General features: G+C 69.7%; 17 protein-coding genes and 1 pseudogene. 14 read left to right on the top strand and 4 right to left on the bottom strand.

Translation table 11 applies throughout. From position 1 onward, the window contains the following. Positions 1-24: 24 nt before the first annotated feature. The 14 genes and pseudogenes from FCN22_RS18610 (at position 25) to FCN22_RS18540 (ending at position 16,332) form a co-directional block, all read left to right on the top strand. Positions 25-678 (top strand): hypothetical protein, encoded by a 654-nt coding sequence (locus FCN22_RS18610; protein WP_137123065.1) that lies wholly within the window; start codon positions 25-27, stop codon positions 676-678. 9 nt (positions 679-687) lie between these two features. Continuing rightward, on the top strand, positions 688-1,020 hold the full coding sequence (locus tag FCN22_RS18605) for a LysM peptidoglycan-binding domain-containing protein (RefSeq protein ID WP_137123064.1): 333 nt from the start codon (positions 688-690) through the stop codon (positions 1,018-1,020). Then, the gene (locus FCN22_RS18600) at positions 1,013-2,131 is read left to right on the top strand and encodes a hypothetical protein (protein ID WP_152186400.1); all 1,119 of its coding nucleotides are present in this window, start codon (positions 1,013-1,015) and stop codon (positions 2,129-2,131) included. The genes FCN22_RS18605 and FCN22_RS18600 overlap by 8 nt, the downstream gene beginning before the upstream one ends. Continuing rightward, complete coding sequence (locus tag FCN22_RS18595) at positions 2,132-2,665, top strand: phage baseplate assembly protein V (RefSeq protein ID WP_137123063.1); 534 nt, start codon at positions 2,132-2,134, stop codon at positions 2,663-2,665. Between the two features lie 7 nt (positions 2,666-2,672). Then, on the top strand, positions 2,673-3,014 hold the full coding sequence (locus FCN22_RS18590; RefSeq protein ID WP_137123062.1) for a hypothetical protein: 342 nt from the start codon (positions 2,673-2,675) through the stop codon (positions 3,012-3,014). Beyond that, entirely contained in the window at positions 3,011-3,379 is a 369-nt protein-coding gene (locus tag FCN22_RS18585) for a GPW/gp25 family protein (RefSeq protein ID WP_202911680.1), read from the top strand. The genes FCN22_RS18590 and FCN22_RS18585 overlap by 4 nt, the downstream gene beginning before the upstream one ends. Continuing rightward, positions 3,376-6,162, top strand: coding sequence for a putative baseplate assembly protein (locus FCN22_RS18580; RefSeq protein ID WP_202911679.1), 2,787 nt, complete (start codon positions 3,376-3,378; stop codon positions 6,160-6,162). Before FCN22_RS18585 ends, FCN22_RS18580 begins: the two co-directional genes overlap by 4 nt. 71 nt (positions 6,163-6,233) lie before the next feature. After that, positions 6,234-9,446: a putative baseplate assembly protein gene (locus FCN22_RS18575; RefSeq protein WP_137123061.1), complete on the top strand. Its 3,213-nt coding sequence runs from the start codon at positions 6,234-6,236 to the stop codon at positions 9,444-9,446. Next, positions 9,443-11,569 carry a hypothetical protein gene (locus FCN22_RS18570; RefSeq protein WP_137123060.1) on the top strand — a complete coding sequence of 709 codons (2,127 nt, stop codon included), beginning with the start codon at positions 9,443-9,445 and terminating at the stop codon, positions 11,567-11,569. The genes FCN22_RS18575 and FCN22_RS18570 overlap by 4 nt, the downstream gene beginning before the upstream one ends. Positions 11,570-11,584: 15 nt before the next feature. Continuing rightward, a complete protein-coding gene (locus tag FCN22_RS18565; protein ID WP_137123059.1) occupies positions 11,585-12,958 on the top strand; it encodes a DUF6519 domain-containing protein in 1,374 nt (457 codons plus the stop codon). Positions 12,959-13,013: 55 nt separating this feature from the next. Further along, positions 13,014-13,223 carry a hypothetical protein gene (locus FCN22_RS18560; RefSeq protein WP_137123058.1) on the top strand — a complete coding sequence of 70 codons (210 nt, stop codon included), beginning with the start codon at positions 13,014-13,016 and terminating at the stop codon, positions 13,221-13,223. 114 nt (positions 13,224-13,337) lie between these two features. Further along, positions 13,338-14,021: a polyprenyl diphosphate synthase gene (uppS, locus tag FCN22_RS18555; protein ID WP_238384834.1), complete on the top strand. Its 684-nt coding sequence runs from the start codon at positions 13,338-13,340 to the stop codon at positions 14,019-14,021. Continuing rightward, positions 14,018-14,592, top strand: a pseudogene (locus tag FCN22_RS18545) (membrane dipeptidase). Before uppS ends, FCN22_RS18545 begins: the two are co-directional and overlap by 4 nt. A 435-nt stretch (positions 14,593-15,027) precedes the next feature. Beyond that, complete coding sequence (locus FCN22_RS18540; RefSeq protein WP_202911678.1) at positions 15,028-16,332, top strand: aldose epimerase family protein; 1,305 nt, start codon at positions 15,028-15,030, stop codon at positions 16,330-16,332. 29 nt (positions 16,333-16,361) lie between these two features. Here FCN22_RS18540 and FCN22_RS23030 read toward each other — a convergent pair whose 3' ends face one another. From FCN22_RS23030 to FCN22_RS18520, 4 genes are all read right to left on the bottom strand, one after another. Beyond that, positions 16,362-16,616 (bottom strand): IS3 family transposase, encoded by a 255-nt coding sequence (locus tag FCN22_RS23030; RefSeq protein ID WP_162308257.1) that lies wholly within the window; start codon positions 16,614-16,616, stop codon positions 16,362-16,364. Between the two features lie 97 nt (positions 16,617-16,713). Beyond that, complete coding sequence (locus tag FCN22_RS18530) at positions 16,714-17,001, bottom strand: DUF6262 family protein (RefSeq protein WP_137123054.1); 288 nt, start codon at positions 16,999-17,001, stop codon at positions 16,714-16,716. Continuing rightward, the gene (locus FCN22_RS18525; protein WP_137123053.1) at positions 16,998-18,956 is read right to left on the bottom strand and encodes a site-specific integrase; all 1,959 of its coding nucleotides are present in this window, start codon (positions 18,954-18,956) and stop codon (positions 16,998-17,000) included. Before FCN22_RS18525 ends, FCN22_RS18530 begins: the two co-directional genes overlap by 4 nt. Then, positions 18,919-20,007 carry a tyrosine-type recombinase/integrase gene (locus FCN22_RS18520; protein WP_137123052.1) on the bottom strand — a complete coding sequence of 363 codons (1,089 nt, stop codon included), beginning with the start codon at positions 20,005-20,007 and terminating at the stop codon, positions 18,919-18,921. Before FCN22_RS18520 ends, FCN22_RS18525 begins: the two co-directional genes overlap by 38 nt. Between the last annotated feature and the right edge of the window lie 252 nt (positions 20,008-20,259).

Genomic DNA, 20,259 nt, shown 5'->3' with positions numbered 1-20,259 from the left:
CGTGACCGCACCGAGGAGGCCCCGATGAGCCCGATGCCCGACCCGCCGAAGGTGGCACGCGGTGGCGTCGTGCTGGTCGACCCACCGAGCGGACGGCCGCTGCGCACGATCCGGTTCCAGTACAACCCGGACACGCTGACTCGCACCCTGCAGCCACAGGGCATCGGCGGGGAGCCGGGCGACCGTCAGGAGGCCCTCCGACTGAAGGGCCCGCCCCACGAGACCTACAAGCTCGACGCCGAGTTCGACGCGGCCGAGCAGTTGGCCGACCCCGACAGCAACGCCGTGGAGTCCAGCCTGGGACTGCGGCCGGTGCTCGCAGCCCTCGAGTCTGCGCTCTACCCATCGGTGCAGCAACTCCTCCAGGAGGACCTGATGGCGGGGCGCGGCATGATCGAGGTCGCGCCGGTCGAAGCGCCGTTGACCGTGCTCGTGCTCGGCACCCACCGGGTGCTGCCCGTCCGGCTCACCGACCTGACCGTTACCGAGGACGCGTTCGACACCCGGCTCAACCCGATCCGCGCCAAGGTCTCCATGTCGGCGCGGGTGCTCACCGTCGACGACCTCGGTTTCGGCCATCGAGGCGGCCTGCTCTACCTCGCCCACCACCGGGCCCAGGAGGGGTACGCCGCGATGGTGATCCGCACTCCTGCCGACCTCGGCCTCACCAGCATCTAGGAGCCAACCGTGTTCGCCGCGACCAGCCGCTACGCCGCCCTCCCCGTGGTCGAGTTCCCTGCGCCCGACGGCACCGTCCTGCGCTACGCGCGGCCGCGGGTGATCGCCCGCCCCGACGATCTCATCGTCGTGGGCATCCACGTCGTCACCCCGGGCGACCGGCTGGACCGGATCGCCGCCGAACGGTACGGCGATCCCGAGCAGGCCTGGCGCATTGCGGACGCGCACCGCGTCCTCGATCCGGACCTGCTCACCGCGACACCCGGATTCCGGCTGCGGTTCACGGTGGCGTCCGGCCTGCTGCCGGCGGGCTCGGCCGGAGCGGGAGGCGTCGGTGGCTAGCAGCCTGCAGCTGATGCTGCTGATGGGGCCGATGGTGCCGCTCCCGGTGCCCGCGGCCCTGATGGACGCCTTCCAGGACGCGCAGGTCACCACGGCGACCGGGCGGTCAAGCGGCTTCCAGCTCACCTTCGCGGTCAGCACCAGGTCGCCGATCACCACCACCCTGCTTCCGGCCGGCTACTTCGACCCAAAAACCCGGGTGGTGCTGGTGGCGGTGATCGGTGGTCGTCCCACGGTGCTCTCCGACGGGGTGATCACCCGCCAGGAGCTCACACCGAGCGACGAACCGGGAGCCTCGACGCTCACGGTCACCGGCGAGGACCTCTCGCTGCTCATGGACCTCAGGCACGAGCGGCAGTGCTACCCGGCGCTGCCGCACAACATCCGAGCGACACTCATCTGCGCCAAGTACGCGATGTGGGGGATCATCCCGGCTGCCGTCCCTGCGGTGCTGACCGACATACCGAACCCCGTCGAGCACATACCCATCCAGTCCAGCACCGACCTGGCCTACCTGCAGGCGATGGCCTCGGAGGTCGGCTACGTCTTCTACGTCGAACCGGGCCCCGCCCCCGGAGCGAACGTGGCCTACTGGGGCCCCGAGGTGAAGGTCGGACCGCTCCAGCACGCCCTCACCGTCGGCATGGGCGCGGCCACCAACGTCGAGTCGCTGTCCTTCAGCTTCGACGGCCTCTCGCGCACGCAGTACACGATCACCTACACCGAGCCCCGCACCAAGATCGGCATCGGCATCCCGGTGCCCGACGTGAGCCTGCTGCACCCGCCGCTGGGCGCGCGACCGGCAGTGGCGCTGCGGGAGGAGCCACTGCCGGACGTGTCCGACCGCAAGGTCACCGAGATCCTGCTGCTGGGTCTGGGTCGTTCTTCGGCGAGCGCAGACGCGATCACGGGGCAGGGCCGGCTGGACGTGCTGCGGTACGGCGCCGTGCTCAAGGCACGCCAGCTGGTGGGGGTCCGCGGCGCGGGCCTGGCGTATGACGGCGCCTACTACGTCAGCAGCGTCACCCACGACATCAAGCGCGGCGAATACAAGCAGAGCTTCTCGCTGACACGGGACAGCCTGGTCTCTCCTACTCCGGTGGTGGTCTGAATGGTTGCCGATGCGCAGAAGTACTCCGGTCTCTACAAGGGCGTGGTCGTCTCCAACGTGGACCCCTACCAGTTCGGCCGGCTGCTGGTGCGGGTGGAGGACGTGCTCGGCAGCGACCCGTGCATCTGGGCCGAGCCGGCCACTCCCGTGGCCGGGCTGGCGAGCGGCGTGTACGCCGTCCCGCTGGTGGGGTCGGGTGTCTGGGTGCAGTTCGTCGACGGCGACATCGACCGAGCGGTGTGGACAGGCTTTTGGCGAGGCGGCACGACGGAGGTGCCGACGGCTGCCAGGGCCGCGCCCCCCGGCACGCCGCAGCTGGTCCTCGGCACGCCGGGCCAGAACTACCTGCTGCTGTCCGACCTGGCCGGGCCGGCCGGCAGCATCAAGCTCCAGCTGCATGGACCCGCCGGTCCCTACATCCTGCTCTACGAGGGCGGCGTCGAGATCGGTGCGACCGCCGCAGGACCGACCATCAAGGTGACCGCGGCCGGGATCGACCTCGGCAACGGCGCGCTCACCGTGCTGCCGGGGTGATGACGCCGTGCCGGGACTCGTCTTCCATGCCCAGGCCACCGTCACCTGCTCACACGGCGGCCAGTTCAAGGTCACGCCCACGCAGTTCCGGGCCCTGGTCCGAGGCATGCCGATCGCCACCACCGCCGACGCGATGCTGGTGGGGGGATGCCCGGGCGTCAGCGGTGCGATCTGCTCCACCGCGAAGTGGGCCAACGTGTCCGGCCGGGTGCTGGCCGACCATCGTCCGGTGCTGCTGCAGGCGCCCGTCCCGCCGGTGCCGCCGGCCATCGGCAACGCCGCCGTCGTCGGTCCACCACCCAACGTTCCGCTGGTGATGACCATGCAGCTGCAGGTGATCGCGACATGAACCTGATCCTCGACTTTCCCTGGTCGGTGGGGCCGCGCGGGCGCACCGCCGAGACGACGTATGCCGAGCACGTGCGCGACCTCGTCGAGCAGGTGCTGTTCACGGTGCCGGGCGAACGGGTCGAGCTGCCCGACTTCGGCTGTCTCCTGGCCGACATGGTCTTCGAGCCGGGCAGCCCCGAACGCGCCGCGGCCGTGCAGTCCAGCGCCTCCGGCGCGCTGGGCCGGTGGCTTGGCGACGTCATCGCGGTTGACTCGCTCACCGCGACCGCCACCGACGCCACCCTCGAGGTGACGGTGGCCTACCGGCTTCTGCCCAACGGCCAGCAGCGCACCGAAACCTTTACCCAAGGGGGCCCGACGTGACCCCGCCTTCGGACCTGTCCTGCCGCGACACCCGACGACAGGCCGTGGCCCGCGCCCACGACCGCAACGGCGTCGACAGCGTCTCGGTGAGCGACGACCAGCTGCGGATCTCGGTGACGCTGTTCGGCGGTGCTCCCCGTGGCATCGGTCCCGGCAACATCCGGATCGACGGCCCGCCCGGGGCCCCGGTGGTGACACCACTGTCGGTGGCTTCGTGCCCCGACCCCGATCCCGAGGACTCCGCGTGCCTGCTGGTCCTGGTCGACGCCCCCGGCGACTGGTCCTGCTACACGCTCGCCGTCGTCGAGGCCGACCCGCACGGCCGGCCGGGCACCACGCCATACCCCGGCTTCGACCAGCGCTTCTTCTCGCTGCCCTTCACGTTCAAGCAGAACTGCCCGCATCCCCTCGACTGTCGCTGCGACTGCGCCACCCCGACCCCGCCGGACGACGGGCCGGTGATCGACTACCTGTCCCGCGACTACGCCAGCCTCCGGCAGCAGCTGCTGGACCGGATGAGTCTGATCCTTCCCGACTGGACCGACCGCCACGAGGCAGACGTCGGGATGACTCTGGTCGAGCTGCTCGCCTACGCCGGCGACCTGCTCAACTACCGGCTCGACGCAGTCGGCACCGAGGCCTTCCTCGACACGGCACGGCTGCGCACCTCGGTACGTCGCCACGCCCGGCTGGTGGACTACCGGATGCATGACGGCTGCGCGGCCCGGGCGTTCGTGTGCCTCGACGCCGACCAGGACGTCACCCTGCCGGCCGGCGGGTTCCGGTTCCGCGCCGGCGAGGAGGTGTTCGAGCCACTGGCCGTCGAGGACGTCAGGGTCGTGGCTGCGCACGGGCGGATCGACCTGTGGACCTGGGGCGACGCCGGGTGCTGCCTGCCGAGCGGTGCCACCGAGGCCCACCTGGTCGATGACGGGCTCGAGCTGGAGGTCGGTGACCTGCTGCTGCTCGAGGAGGTGCTCGGCGCCGCGACAGGGCTCCCGGCCGACGCCGATCCCACCCACCGTCAGGTGGTGCGGCTGGTCGCGGTGTCGCCTGCCCACGACGACCTGCTCGACCAGGACCTGCTCCTCGTCCGCTGGGGCGACGCCGACGGCCTGACCTTCCCGCTGTGTGTCTCGTCGCGCGGCGGACCCGACTGCCGCGACCTGGTCGTCGGCGTGGCACGCGGCAACGTGCTCGTGGTCGGCCACGGGTCCAGTACCGGCTGGTGCCAGGCGTCCCCGGAACCGCTACCCTGGCCCGGTCCACCGCTCGTCCAGCGCGGCTGCCCGGACCCGCCCTGCTTCGGCTGCCCGCCCGACGGCGCCGCCGACGTGCTGGCCTACCCGCCGCGTCGTCCCGTCCGCACGGTGTCCCTTGACCAGCACCCGGTGACCCAGCAGGCGCCGTGGCCCGACCCCGATGCCGTGGCCACGGCTCAGGCCGACGCCCTCGCTGCCCTGCCGGGTGCCGCACACGACCGGATTGTCGCGATGCTTGCTGCGGACGCACCGAACGACGCCGAACTGGCGTGGCTCACCACGATCTTCGGACCCGCAGTCCTCGATCGGTATGACGTTCGCGGGCACCCGCAGGAGGGGCTGCGGGCCCTGCTGTCCCGCTTCGACCGGCTGCTGGCGCCAAAGCTCGACCGACTCGCCGCGCTCGGCTGCCGGGCACGCGCCGGCTACCTGCTCCGCCAGGAGGTCGAGGGCCAGGAGCTGGCCTGGTCGTGGGGCGACGAGGTCGTGATCGACCCGGGCCGCCCCCGAGTGCGCGGCCCCGCCGCCACCGTCTGCCATCCCGACCCGCGCGCGGCGCTGCCCGTTGTCGACGTGTCGGACTCGACCGGGTCCAACTGGACCGCCGAGCGCGACCTTCTCTCCGCCGGTCCGACAGACACGGTGTTCGTCGGAGAGTGCGACGACGACCAGCGGCTGTGGCTGCGGTTCGGCGACGGGCGCCAGAGCCGGGCGCCCGCGCCGGGAGCCGCCCTGGCGGCGTCCTACAAGGTCGGCAACGGGCGCGTCGGCAACGTCGGAGCGGAGGCGATCGACACGATCGAACTGTGCGGCGTCGATGTTGGCGAGGTCCGGGTGCGCAACCCGCTGCCGGCGTGCGGCGGCACCGACCCCGAGCCGGTCGCCGAAGTGCGTCAGCGGGCGCCCCGCGAGGCGCTGGACGTGCTGGCCCGGGCCGTGACGGCCGACGACTACGCCCACGTCGCAGAAGGGTTGCCCGGGGTGCAAAGAGCGGCCTGCGGGCTGCGTTGGACCGGCAGCTGGTATGAGGCCGACGTCGCGATCGACGCGCTCGGCACGGAGACACCGACGGAGGCGCTGTTCACCGCCGCTCGCGAGCGGCTGCAGCGCTATCGGCGGATCGGGCACGACGTCTTCGTCAGCCCGGCCGACCTGGTCACCCTCGACCTGGCGCTGTGCGTCCGGGTGGCACCGGACTACGACACCGACCACGTGCGCGGCGCGGTCCTCGACCTTCTTGCAGCCCGCACCGGGGCACGCGGCCCGGCGTTCTTCGCACCCGACCGACAGACCTTCGGGACACCGGTCCGGATCAGCGCCGTCGTCGCGGCGGTCCAGGCCGTCCCCGGCGTCGCGGGCGTCAGGGTGACCCGGCTGCGCCGACAGTTCGGGCCGTACGACGACCGGGCGCTCGCCGACGGCCTCCTGGAGCTGGGCGACCTCGAGGTGGCCCGGCTCGACAACGACCCGTCGCGGCCCGACCACGGGCTGGTCGCGCTCGTGATCGGAGGCGGACGATGACCTGTTCGACGAGCGCCTGCGGAACCTGTCCGGGCGGGTGCCCCGGCGAGTGCTGTCGAGGTGTCCGGGCGGTGACTCCCCACTCCTTGTACCAGCGGCCGGGACTACCCACACTCGGCTACCGGATCGGCACCCACCAGGACTTCCTCACGTCGATGCGAGCGCGGCTGGCCGCCTACCCGGAACTGCAGCAACTCACGGCACGCACGACCGACGATCCGTCGATCGCGCTGCTCGACTGCTGGGCGGTGGTGGCCGACATCGTCACCTTCTACGCTGAGCGCGCCCGGGACGAGGCATCCCTGGGCACCGCCGTCAACCCCGAGTCGCTGGTGCGCCTGGGCCGGCTCGTGGGCTACCGACCCCGGCCGGCGCTGGGTGCGTCCGGTCACCTGGCCTTCACGATGGACCCGGGCTCGGTCGGCACCATCCCGGCGGGGACGTCGGCCAAGAGCGTTCCCGGGCCCGGTGAGCTGCCGCAGACGTTCGAGGTCTCCGAGACGCTGGACGCGCGCGCGGACTGGAACCAGCTGGAGGTGCGTCGAACTCGGCCGTTCCCGATCCAGGCGGGTACCCTGACCGGGTTCACCGAGCTCACGTTCGACGGCTCCTCGCTCAACCTCAAGGCCGGCGACCTGCTGGTCTTCGACCTCGGCGACATCGAGCAGCCGCGGGTGCGTGAGATCGCCTCGGTCGCGCCGGACTTCCAGGCCGACCGGACGCTGGTGCGCCTGGTCCCCGATCCCGGGACCCCGGTGGGCCTCGAGCTGGCCCTGGGCCTGGTGAAGGCGGCGGTCGCCGACGCCGGCAAGACCGCCGCCAGCGCCTTCGAGCAGGAGCTCGGCGTCGCCCTCACCGCCGCAGGCCAGGATCTGGACGAGCCGACCACCCAGATGACCGCGCTCGCGACCCTGCACCGGCTGGTCGCCGAGTCCCGGGCGTTCGCGGACGCAGGACGACTCAGCAAGGACGAGTCGCGTTGGGTGTCAGTGGTCCTCGCCTCGCTGGAGGAGGCCGTGAGCGACGCAGCCCCGCTGGTCGCGGCATCCACCCGGGCGCAGTCGCCCGAGCTCGCTTACCTCGAACGGCTGGCGATCGCCCTCACCTGCCCGTCGGACGGCGAGGCGGAGCGACGTGACCGTGCGGACACACTCAACTGCGCTCGCGCCACTCCCCTGCTCGCCACCGCCGCGGCCCTACAGGCGCTGCGCCGACCGCCGTCCCGACCGCCCAAGCTCGCCTCTGACCTCGCCCAGGCCTCCGCAGAGTCACTGGACCCGGGGTCCAGCTCGCTGGTGACACTGCTGGCCGGAGCAGATCCGCGGCTGGCGGGAACACTGGCCCAGGCCATCGGGCAGCAGGCCGTCACCGCACCGCCCCTGACCGCGCACGTGATCGCGCTGCGCACCAAGGCCGGCCCCGTACCCGACGAATTCCGCTCCGACACCCAGCTGAGCATCGACGGCACGCCGGACAACCTCGTCCCCGGCGGCTGGCTGGTCTCGCGCGAGCGCGGCACCAGCGGCGAAGGCGCAACCGACCCAGCTTCGACGCACGAGTTCGTGACCCGCATCGCGTCGGCACAACACTACGTGCGCATCGTCACCATCGCCGAAGGCACGTCGGCGCGGGTGCCCACGACCGCCGTCACCACGACCGGTCCCTTCCTCGCGACCGGCCGTGACGTCGACCTCGACGACGTCACGGTCTGGTTCGGCGACCAGCCGCTGAGCCTCTCCGACGAACCGATCCCCGACCCGGTCAGGGGCGGCGAGATCGCGCTCGCCCAGAGCTACCCCGGCCTGATGCCCGGGCGGCGGCTCGTGGTGACCGGCGAGCGCAGGGACATCCCCGGCGTGACCGGGATCGTGGCCAGCGAGCTGACGATGGTCGGTGCCGTGGAGCAGCGGATCGACCTGACCCTGCCCGGCGACGTGACGCGCCCGGTGCTGGTCCTGGCCACGCCGTTGGCCTACGAGTACGTCCGGGACACCGTGGTCATCCAGGGCAACGTGGCCGCCGCGACCCAGGGCGAGACCCGGTCGGAGGTGCTCGGCAGCGGCTCGGCCACGCAAGCAGGGCAGTCGTTCTCACTGAAACAGCCCACGGACGACACACCCCTGACGTTCCTTCCGGCCGTATCGCCCGAGGGGTTCGCCACCACCTTGACCGTGCGCGTCGACCAGGTCCGCTGGCACCCCACCGAGATCCTCGCGGACTCTGGTCCGCGGGACCACAGCTATGCCGAGGAGGCCGGATCGGGTCCGGCCGTGTCGGTGCGCTTCGGTGACGGTGTCCACGGCTCACGTCTCCCCAACGGTGTCGAGAACGTCACCGCCTCCTACCGGGTCGGCGCCGGGCGAGCTGGCAACGTCGGCCCCGGCCGGGTCCAGCAGCTCACGTCCCGGCCGCTCGGCGTTGCCGCAGTCAGCAACCCGCTGCCGATGACCGGTGGCGCGCCCGGCGACACGCCCGCCGACAACCGAGACGTCATACCCCTGCGAACGCTGGCGCTCGACCGTCTGGTGTCGGTGGCCGACTACGCCGACTTCGCGGCCGCACACGCCGGCATCGCGCAGGCCGCTGCGGCACGGCTGTATGACGGTCGTCGGGAAGTCGTGCACGTGACCATCGCGACACTGGACGACGCGGCGCTCGATCCCGGCGACCTGCTGTTCACCGCACTCGAAGGCACCCTGACGGCATACGGTGACCCCCACCTGCCGGTGCGCCTCGACATCCGCGAGGAGCTGTGGCTGGTCCTCTCGGCGGGCCTCAAGGTCGACCCGGACCACCTGTATGACGACGTGGCCACCCACGTACGGGCAAGGCTGCTCGACGTGGCCGGCTTCCGAGCCGCGCGGCTGGCGGAGCCGGTGTACCTGAGCCGGCTGGTGGCAGCCGCGCAGCAGACCCCCGGCGTCGACTACATCGACGTCGACGTGTTCGGGGCCCTGCCCTCTGTGGCCGACCCGGTGCAGCTGCTGTCCGCGGTGACCGCCCTCGCCGGGGTGGCCGACATGGTGCCCGCCCGGCGGGCGCGACGGGTCCATGAGGAGTACGTCGTCGGCCAGGACCCGACCGGCGCCGACGACACCCTCACCACGATCGCGCTGCGGCACGGCCGCACCGTCGACGAGTTGATCGCGCTCAACCCGCAGCTGCGGTCCTCGACCCTCACCCACGGACAGTCGCTCACCGTGGCCGACGGGCTGCGCCCCGCGCAGCTGGCCTGCTTCAACACCGACGTCCCGCAGACCCTCATCCTCAGGAGGATCCCGTGACCAGCCTCTTCGAGCTGTTGCCTCGCCTGCACCAGCAGCGCGACCAGGACGCCGGGCACGTGCTGCGGGCCCTGCTCGCGGTGCTGGAGGAGCAGCGGGACCTGTTGTCGGACTCTGTCGACCAGCTCTACGACGACTGGTTCATCGAGACGTGCCAGGAGTGGCTGGCGCCGTATCTCGGCGAGCTGGTCGGTTACCGGGTGCTGCACGGCTACGAGGAGGCGCTGGGATCCGGCCAGGACGACGCCGGCGCGGTGCTGCGGGCGATCGCGCCACGTCGCGACGTCGCAGACACGGTGGCCAACCGGCGGCGCAAGGGCACGCTGGCGATCCTGGAGGACCTGGCGGCGGACGTGGCCGGGCTCCCGACTCGTGCCGTCGAGCTGCGCCAACTCCTCGCTTTCGACCAACCGGTGCGGCTTTTCGGCACCGAGCCGGTTGAGCTGCGGTCTCGGCTGCGGCGCGGCCGGCTGGTCGACGTCCGAGGCGTGGATGCGCTCGACCGGGTGGACGGGCCGTTCGACGAGCTGGCACACCTCGTCGACGTCCGCCGGATCGATTCGTTCCATACCAGCGGCAGGTCCGGCATCGAGGAGGTCGCGCTGTTCGGGTGGCGGCTGGGGTCGTACTCGATCACGCGCGCGCCGGCATACTGCGAAGACCGCGACCGAAGCCGCTTCACGTTCAGCATCCTCGGCAACGACACCCCGCTCGCGGTGGCGCCGGTGCGCGAGCCGTCGCCGACCCACGTGGCCGACGAGACCAACGTGCCGGCGTTCATCCGGCGGCTCGCGTTCGAGAGCGCGCTGCTCGACTACTACGGACCGGGCAAGAGCCTGTGCCTGTTCACCGGTGAGCACCAGGACGAGCCGGTGCCTGCGTCACGGATCGTCGCGGCCGATCTGTCCGGCTGGGGCTATACCCCGGCCCGCGGGACGGTGGCGGTCGACCCTGTGCTCGGCCGGTTCGCGTTCCCACCACGCGACGCGCCCGACGAGGGGGTGTGGGCGAGCTACCGCTACGCGTTCCCTGCCGACATCGGGGGCGGAGAGTACCCCCGTGGCGTGTCGACCGGCCGGATCTATCGTTGCGGACCGGGCCAACCCGATGAGACCATCACGGCCGCGCTGGCCCGCTGGCAGAGCGACAAGACACGGTCGGCAGGGTCGCCGCCCACCCGCGAGGCGACCATCGAACTGGTCGGGTCGGGCGCGTTCACCGAACAGCTCCGGGTCGACGTCGAGCCGGGCGACCGACTGACGCTGCGGGCGGCAGCCGGCAGCCGGCCGGTGGTTCGGCTGCTCGACTGGTACGCCAACCGGCCGGACAGGTTCTCGATCATCGGCGCGCCGGACGTCGACGGAGAGCCCCGCCCGTCGGTCACCCTCGACGGCCTGATGGTCACCGGCCGCAGCCTTCGGGTGCAGGGGCCGGTCGCCACCGTCTCCCTCCGCGACTGCACCCTGGTGCCGGGCTGGTCCTTGGACTCCCACTGCGCGTGCCAGCACCCCGACGAGCCGAGCATCGAGCTGGACCGCACTCCGGCGTGTCTGCAGATCGAACGGAGCATCGTCGGGACGATCCGGTCCCTCGGGGACCCAAGGCACACCGAGCCTTCCCATGTGTTCGTCTCCGACTCGGTGCTCGACGCCTGTGACCGTGGGTCGTTCGCCGTGTGCGGGGAGAGTGATGATTACGCTGACCTCGTTGTCTCGCTGCGGCACACCACCGTGTTCGGGAGGGTGCGGGCTCACGCGGTCGACCTGGTCGAGGACAGCATCGTCACCGGGCCTATCGAGGTGGTCCGGCGGCAGGTGGGCTGCCTGCGGTTCTCCTGGGTGCACCCCGCTTCGCGCACCCCGGCGCGCTTCCACTGCGAGCCGGAGACCTCGGGCGATCCGGTGCGCGTCACGCCCCGCTTCCGCAGTGAGCGTTTCGGCACGCCTGCATACGCGCAGCTCGATCTGCGCTGTGCCTCCGAGATCGCCTCGGGCGCGGAGGACGGGTCGGAGATGGGCGCCTACCACAGCCTGTTCTGGCCGCAGCGCAGCCGAAACCTTGGCCTGCGGCTCGAGGAATACATCCCAGCCGGAACCGACGCCGGCATCGTCTACGTCACCTGACCCCGGAGGGATCCCATGCACATCGACACCTCGCGCTCCCGCTTCGATGCGGCCAAGCACTACTCCGGCGTGCTGGCGCTTCAGGGGCGAGTGCTCTTGGACCAGGACCACAATGAGCAGCTCGCCATCTGGCTGCACCAGCTGCGCACCTCGCTCGCCGACGTGATCGGCCAAGCAGGGGCGCCGCGCGACGCGGCCGGATTCGCAGTCGACCGCACCGACAAGACGGCCGACAAGCTGGCCGACCTGTCGCTGAGCGCGGGGCGCATGTACGTCGACGGGATCCTGGTCGAAAACGCTGTGGACACGACGTATTGGGGCCAGCCGGACGGCCATCTCGACCACGAGGCGGACCAGCTGCCCGACAGCGGCGCCTTCCTGGTCTACCTCCGGGTCTGGGAACGAGAAGTCACCGTCGTGGAGGATCCCGACCTGCGTGAGGTCGCCCTCGGCATCCACGGGCCGGAGACCACCGCGCGATCCAAGGTCATCTGGCAGGTCGCGGCATATCCGTTCGGCAACGACGACCCCGGCAACGATCCCGCCGCCCACTGGCGTGCCGACCCACCCTTCCCTCGACGCGGGCTGCTGAAGGCTCGCGCCCGGACCCCGGACGACGCCGAAACCGACGTGTGCTCGGTCTCGCCGGAGGCGAGGTTTCGGGGTCAGGAGAACCAGCACTATCGGGTCGAGGTGTTCCGCTCGGGACCGGCTGCCGCACCGGAGACCACCGCTCGAACCTCGCGCCGCGGGAACCGCGACGCGTCGCTGGCGGCACCGGCCCAGTTCGTCTGGTCCCGCGACAACGGCTCCTACGTCTATCCCGTCACCGCTCTGAGGGGCGCGGAGGTGGCTGTCGGAGTCCTCGGCCGTGACAGCCGGTCAGCCCTCGACGTGGGTGACCTGGTTGAGATCGTCGACGACTCGTCGGTGGCCCTCCTCGGCCGGGACATCGAGCCGTCAGTGGTGCGAACGCTGTTCGCCGTCACCGCCGTGGACACCGTGAACCTCATGGTCACACTCGATCGCGACCCGTCGGGAGAGACCGGCAACATCGGACGCGACCAGGACCTCCACCCGCAGCTGCGGCGCTGGGACGCACCGGCCGCGGAGATCACCGAAGGTGGCTGGCTCGACCTCGAGGACGGAGTCCAGGTGCAGTTCACCGGGTCGGGCAGCGATCCCACGACGTACCGCAACGGCGACTTCTGGCTGGCGCCCGCCCGGCGGACCACCGGCGACCTGATCTGGCCCCAGGGCGACGCTGGGCCGGTGGCGTTGCCGCCTTTCGGAATCGACTACCACTACGCACCGCTTGCCTTGGTCCCGGCGTCGGCGAGAGCCAAGGTCGTGGACCTGCGCGCGCTGTTCAGCCCTCTCACTGGCTGAGTCCTGCTGGCATCCCTGACACCTTCGTGGCTGTCCGTACCTCGCGGTCGCCTTCGTGACCGCCGCCAGCATGCTGGGCGGCACGCACATCCTGTATGCCGTCCAGAGGGACCAGCCCATGCATTACTGGCAGGACTGGATCCATCTGTTCGACTCTGCAGAGTCACCCCACCTCGTCACCGGCACGGCGGTCCAGCACGGCGCCATCGCCGTGGGCCTCGGCGTCGCAGCGGTCGTACTCGCTCGACGGGACCCCGCCGCATGACACCCCCGCGACTTCTCCCGATGCGGACGTTGTATGGCCTGTACGCCCACAGGATCCGTCGCCAGCTGACCGGGTGCAGCCTGCCGCAGCCTGCCGCAGCATGTCGGCGTCATCATGGACGGCATCCGGCGCTGGGCACGCCGCGCCGGCCTAACGAGCCCCAGCCTGGGGCACCGACACGGCGCAGACCACCTCGATGACCTGTTGCACTGGTGCACCACGGCCGGCATCACCCGCGTGACGGTGTTCGTCTGCTCCACCGAGAACCTCGGCGCACGCGATGCCGACGAAGTCGCCTTCTTGAGGACCCTGATGCAGGAGCTGGCCGACAAGGTCCGCGACGAGCCCACCCCGCGTTGGCGTCTCCACCTCGCCGGCCAACCCGACGCCCTGCCGGCCCAGACCGCAGCCGCGCTGAAGGCAGCGGTCTCTGCCACACGAACCTGTACGACCGGTAACCACCTCACGCTCGCCATCGGCTACGGCGGCCGCCAGGAACTCCTCGACGCCATGCGCAACCTGCTGCTGGAGCGAGCCGCCGATGGCAGCACCCTCGAGCAGGTCGCGCACAACTTCACCGCGGCCGACATCGCCGAGCACCTGTACACCGCCGGGCAACCCGAACCGGACCTGATCATCCGCACCTCCGGGGAACAACGCCTGTCCAACTTCCTGCTGTGGCAGTCGGCCTACTCCGAGCTGTACTTCTGCGACGCCTACTGGCCCGCCTTCCGGGAGGTCGACTTCCTGCGCGCCCTGCGCAGCTACGCCGGCCGACAACGGCGGTACGGGCGATGACCCGCGTCACCGCCGACCTGGCGCACGCCGGGGAGCGAACCTGCCTGGATGCGCTGTCCGTCGCGCAACGGCCGGTGATCCTCTCGCACGGAAACGCACACCGAGTATGTCGCCGCGCAACGTCAGCGACGAGATCATCCGCGGGGTCGCAGCAACCGGAGGCATCGTCGGGCTGTGTGCCTTTCCAGCGCTTGTGTCCAGCGATGCGGTGCCGACTCTCGACCAGCTGATCGATCACGCTGCGCACATCGCCGAACTAGTCGGCCCTGAGTACAACGGTTTGGGGTTTCACTTCGCTGATGAGGGCGAGAACGACTACGACTACTTCGGCTACGACGAGCGCTACTATCCTCGTCCGCCGTGGACATGGCCGGCCGGGATCTCGTGGTGGGAAGAGGCGGCCAACATCACACCCGCCCTGTCCCGGCTCGGCTTCAGCATCGACGAGATCATCGGGATCATGGGCGAGACCTTCATGCGCGCGTTCGACCTGTCCTGGGGCACTCCACCCACGCCGACGTCCACTATGTCGATGTCGTCGTGTCACGGCGGGCCCTGCCATCTTGACTGAGCTCGGACCCGTAGCCTGGCCGCACCCAGAGCGCCAACGTCGCCTCGATGCGCCCCTCCGCAGCTCGACGGCATTGACACCGAGTGACAACGGGTGGACGATTTTCTGCGTGGCGGGCGTCAGGCTCCCCGAGGGCCGAACAGGATGCAACCTTCAAAAAGAGGGCTGGCACGCGCAGCCGAACTGTCTCTCGTTCCAGTCGGTGAACCACTCGGCGACGTACAGCCGGAGGTCCACGGCCGGGGTCACACCTGTCGAGCGACGGCGGCACCACTCCCTGGGACACCACGACCCCATGAATCGGCGACGCAAGCCACGTCGTTGCCAAGCCGTGGACAAAACCACCCTGACGGGCCAGCATCCCCGACTGGTCGACACCATTTAATCGCGACCGTTCCAGGGGCAGGGTCAGGATCTGCAGAAGGAGAGAACCGCATGGATTCCATGTTACCGCTCACATCGAAGGCGCGATTCCGCATCATTGCCGCGCCCGCAGCAGTGTTCGCTCTCGCGCTGGCCGGTGCAGCCGGCACAGCGCAGACGTCCAGTGCCGCGACGCCGGAAGCGAATGCACATTGCCAGAGACCGACGGTCGCCCAGGAGTTCTTCGGCAAAGCCTTCGATCTCTACGCAAGCAAGAAGTTGCCTGTCTACCGCTACACGCTGCGTAACTGCAACGGCGTTTCCGCACGGATCCTCTCCTACGGTGGCATCGTTCAGTCCATCGACGTACCAGGCCAACACGGCCGGACGGCCGATGTCGTGCTCGGCTTCAAGACCTTGGACGATTACGTCGCCGAGGCGAGCCCTCGACCACCGGCCACCGGCGGGGTCTACTTCGGTGAGATCATCGGCCGCTACGGCAATCGCATCGCCGACGGCACCTTCACCCTCGACGGCCACACCTACACGCTGCCGATCAACAACGGCGTGAACAGCCTGCATGGTGGTTTCGTCGGCTTCGGCAACCACGTCTGGGCCTCCCAGAAGGTGCATCAGCACGGCGCGGCGGGCGTGCGGTTGGAACTGGTCAGCCCGGACGGCGACGACGGGGCAAACGTGGGTTGCGTGATCGACGGCCGCACGTGCACGGGCTTCCCCGGCAAGTTGAGCGTGACCGTCACCTATACCCTCGACAGCCACAACCGACTGAGCATTCACTACCACGCAACCGTCGCCGGCAAGCCCACCGTGCTCAACCTCACCAACCACAGCTACTTCAACCTGGCGGGAGAGAGCTCGGGCGACGTGTACGACCAGAAGGTCGCGATCAACGCCAACTCCTACACACCGACCGACGATACCCAGATCCCGACGGGGGCCATCGCACCGGTTGCGGGTACGCCCTTCGACTTCCGTAGTCCGCACACCATCGGCTCTCGAATCAACGAGAGCGATCCACAACTGATCCTCGCGCACGGCTACGACCACAACTGGGTTCTCAACGATTCCGGGCCCAAGCTGCACGGGCTCAACCGCGCCGCCCGGGCCTGGGACCCCGAAAGTGGACGGAAGCTCACCGTGTGGACCGATCAGCCGGGAGTGCAGTTCTACACGGGCAACTACCTGGACGGGACACTGGTGGGAATCAGCGGGCACACCTATCGGCAGAGCGACGGTTACACGTTTGAAACTCAGCACTTCCCCGATTCACCAAATCAGCCCAAGTTCCCCTCCACCGTGCTCAAGCCGGGTCAACAGTTCAACTCCACGACCATCTTCGAGTTCTCTCACAGCTAGGAGATCACCACCCCTGGGGTCGGTGAGAGTCACATTGAATCGGCCCCGAGTTTCGTCGAGGCTCGATTACTTGGCTCCGGCCTCGTTGAGGACCGGGATCTCAGGGTAATGGATGTGCGGCTGCCTGGCCCATGCGCCTGCTCGTACTCGGCCGAAGGGACGTGCCCGGTCTCTCCGTGCAGCCTCCTGTGGTTAAACCAGTCGACGTACTCGGCGACGGCGATCTCGACGTCGCCGACGTTCTTCCAAGCGCCCTGGGGCGCATGACGGGGTTGCGGATGCACTCGGCCTTGAACAATGAGTTCAGCGTCTCGGCCATCGCGTTGTCGTACGATTATCCGGCTAATCGGCCTCGGGTCTGGGTTTGGCCGGGTAACGCGGTCAGTCGCGAGTGAGGTGGCGAAGCTGCGCGTCGTGGTGGCGGACGGTGTCCGCGAGGGTCTGGACGGTCTGTCGGAGCGTGGCGAGTTCGTCGGTGATCGCGGTGATGGTTCCGTCGGGGGCGGCTTGGCGGTGGTGCTGGATGATGGCGCGAAGTTCGGGGTTGCGGTAGATCGTGGAGCGTGCAATCCCGGCGTGTCCGGCGACGGAGGCGATGGTGATGGGGTGGCCGTCGCGGGCGAGGTCTGTGCAGGCTCGTTCGATCTGGTTCAGCGTGGTGCTGGTCATCCGGTCTGGGTCTCCGTGTCGGCGATGAGAGCGTCGAGGCGGGCGATGAGCTTGTGGTGGCGTTCGGCCTCGTCGATCCATCCTCGCTGTTCCGCGTCGCGGGCGAGAGCGTCCGCGTCGACGCGTTGTGCGGCAAGGATCGGCAGGGAGGAGGGTTGTGACCGGTAGGACGGGCAGTGTTCGCAGATGTTCGCGTAGGTGCATGCGCCTTGCGCGGGGGTGCGCAGGCAGAACCCGCCGGCCATGCGGGACTTCAGCAGCGGGGTCTCTTTCCAGTCGTGCCCGCCGGTGATGACCGTGAGTGGCAGCTGGGTGCGCCCGGCCGAGTCTGCGGGCGTCATGGCCGCCGGGGTGTTCTGTTTCGCGAGGTCGAGGGCGCGTTCGTATTCGGTGCGGACGGTCGCGTCGAACAGGCGCCCGTAGCGGAGACTCATCTCGGCGCTGTGATGTCCGAGGAGCGCCATGAGTGCTTGCAGGGAGACGCCGGCGTTGACCAGCGCGGTCGCGTAGGTGTGTCGCAGCTGGTGGGAGGTGATGTGCCCGAGCCCGGCGACTTCGGTGGCGTGATCGAGCTCGCGGCGGACACCCTGCTGCGTGAGCCGGCGTCCGAGATAGGTGAACAGGAACTGCGCGGGTCGCCGGTAGCGGGGGTGCGGGAGCGGCCTGCCGTGAGAGCGGATCTGGATGATCCGGTCGATCACGTCGAGGGTCTCGTCATCGAGGGGGACCATGCGTTCGGTGGCGAGTTTGCCGAGTGGAACCTTCAACCAGGCCCCGTTCCCGTCGATCTGGTGAACGCAGTCCAGCTCGAGATCGAGCAGCTCCCCGATCCGCAGCCCGCAGGCGCGTTGCAGCCGAAGTCCCAGCGCGGCCAGCTCGTTGTCGGGGTGCTCAGTCAGCGCGGCTGTGAGCCGTCGGTCGGCGTCGATCGGGAGGTAGCGGGGCAGTATCTGCGGGAGCTTGGGGATGTCGTCGCGGAACAGCACCTTCCTAGCCGGTGCAGCGTCCCAGCCCCATTCGGTGATGTCGCGGAGGAACGTCGCGACCGCGACGACCCGTCGGTTGCGGTCCCCGATGCTGATCGGCGCCCCGTCCTTGTCGCTGACCGCGTCGACCAGGGAGGCGAGGAACGGTTCGACGTGACCCCGCCGATCCAGATCCCTCACCGACGTCAATGTCGGGTCAGTCTCGGTGAGGAACATTCCGAAGTGCTTCAGCCGGGTCGCCATCGCCGATACCGTCTTGCGGTCGCAGGTCGCGCGCTTGCGTTCCAGATAGCCGACCAGCTCCACCCGCAACGGTGCGGTGACCGCGGCGAGCCGCTCCTCGTAGGGGACCGGACCGCCGCTGCGAGGCGGGGAATCAAGGACGCCAAGATGAAACAGCACCATGTGCGCCATGCTGATCGCGGAGAGGTAGTGACGGTGCGAGATTCCCGTTGCCTGCTCGCGCTGCCGGCAGGCCGCGGTGAACTCCTCGAGATCGTCGCGGGTGAGCGCGGCCATCGGCTTGCCGGTCTGGATCAGCAGCCGCACCGGGACCTGGGATCCGGTCGCCAACCTGGTGCGGGCGGTGAATCCGAGCGACTCGGCTTCGTCCAGGAATCGGTTGATCTCGGCTTGCATCGGGCTGGTCTGGATCTCCCGCCAGAGCGGTGACAGCTTTCGCGCCAGCAGATAGTCATAGCCCGGCCGCAACCCCTCGTGCAGCATCAGGAACGTGATCACCGGACGCGTAGCCGAGCCTGCCGACAACCGTTCCTCAAGCGGCGACGCAGCCCAACCCTGCGGGTCCGGCCAGGTCTCGAAGAACCGTCGCGCCGCCCGCTCGTAGGACAGGTTTCCGCGGCCGGTTGCCGTCAGATGGTTCAGATACGCGGCCAGCAACGCCGCGCCCCGTAGCAAGGCGGCGGGCTCCTCAGCGGCGCTGCGTGCGGATGCGTTGGCGTGCCGCATCGAACTCTGCTTTCACGTGAGCGGGAGCGAGGTGGACGTAGCGGGCGGTGGTGTCCACGTGGGCATGACCGAGCAGCGCCTGCATCACTGCGAGATCGACCCCCGCTTCGGCGAGCACCGTCCCGAACGTGTGCCGCAACGCGTGCGGGTGCCCGCCGGACACCCCGGTCAGTCCCCGGTGGTAGCGGAACACGGTCCGCAACCCCGCCGCCGTCAGCGGGCCGCCCCGGTTCGGACCCTTGCCGACCAGGAACAGGATCTCGGTGTCAGACTCGGGGCGTTCGGCGAGGAGGTAGACGTCGATCACCGACGCGACGTCGGGGTCCAGCGGGACGCGGCGCTGTTTCGCGCCCTTGCCGGTGACGGTGACCCACCGGCCGCCGATGTCGACGTCCTTCACGTGCAGGCCGAGAACTTCCATCGACCGCAACCCGCACCACAGCATCAGCCCGGCGATCGCGCGATCCCGCCAGGTCCGCAGACTCCCCACCAGCATCGCCGCGTCCTGCGGTGACAGCGCAACCGGCAACCTTCGCGGTTCCCGCAACCGCAGCGAAGACCGCGGGACGGGACGGCGGACCGTGTGAGCGAGCATCCCCGACATCTCCCCGCTCGTCCGCCAACGCGCCTCCCTGCCCCGCGGGACCGGGTTGCGTCGGGCCGGATCCCGCAGTCCTGCATACGTGAAGAGCCCCGAGATCGCCGCGAGCCTTCGGTTGATCGTGGTCGCGGCATAGCGATCCAGCCGGCGGCCGTCCATCCCGACGACGTTCGCACCCGGCCGGCCTGGCAACGTCGCTTCACGACAGGCCCGCAGGAACCCGAGCAGATCGTCCGTCGCAACCTGCTCCAGCTCGAGATCCTGCTCGGTCAGCCAGCGGCAGAACCCGAGCAGGTCATACCCATACGACCTCACCGTGGCCGGCGAGTAGTTCCGATCCAGCAGATGCGCGAGGTACTCGTCCACCAGCCGGAACCCGGCGGCATGCTCGCCAGCGAGTACCCACTCGCCGCCACGCTGCTCGAGCCGCAGGACTTCCTTGTCCGTCATGCGACACATGTTGCACCGATGTGCCAGGCACGCGGTGAACGCAACGCGGCACGGCGCGTCGCCGCCAGGGCTCGTAGCTCGAATAGCCGGTTAAGAGGGAGTCGCCCTTCGATCCGACAGAGGCGACTGCCTCGGCCTCGGCGAGGCGCTCGGTGTAGCGCACCGCTCGATACTGGGCAGGTTCAGGGGGTCGATGCAACACCGGCCTGTGTCAGTGACGATAGCTGCTCTTGGTAGACCTCGGCAGGGGTG

This window comes from Segeticoccus rhizosphaerae (assembly GCF_005222685.1).
Lineage (GTDB): Bacteria > Actinomycetota > Actinomycetes > Actinomycetales > Dermatophilaceae > Segeticoccus > Segeticoccus rhizosphaerae.
This window is presented reverse-complemented; position numbering and strand designations above follow the sequence as displayed.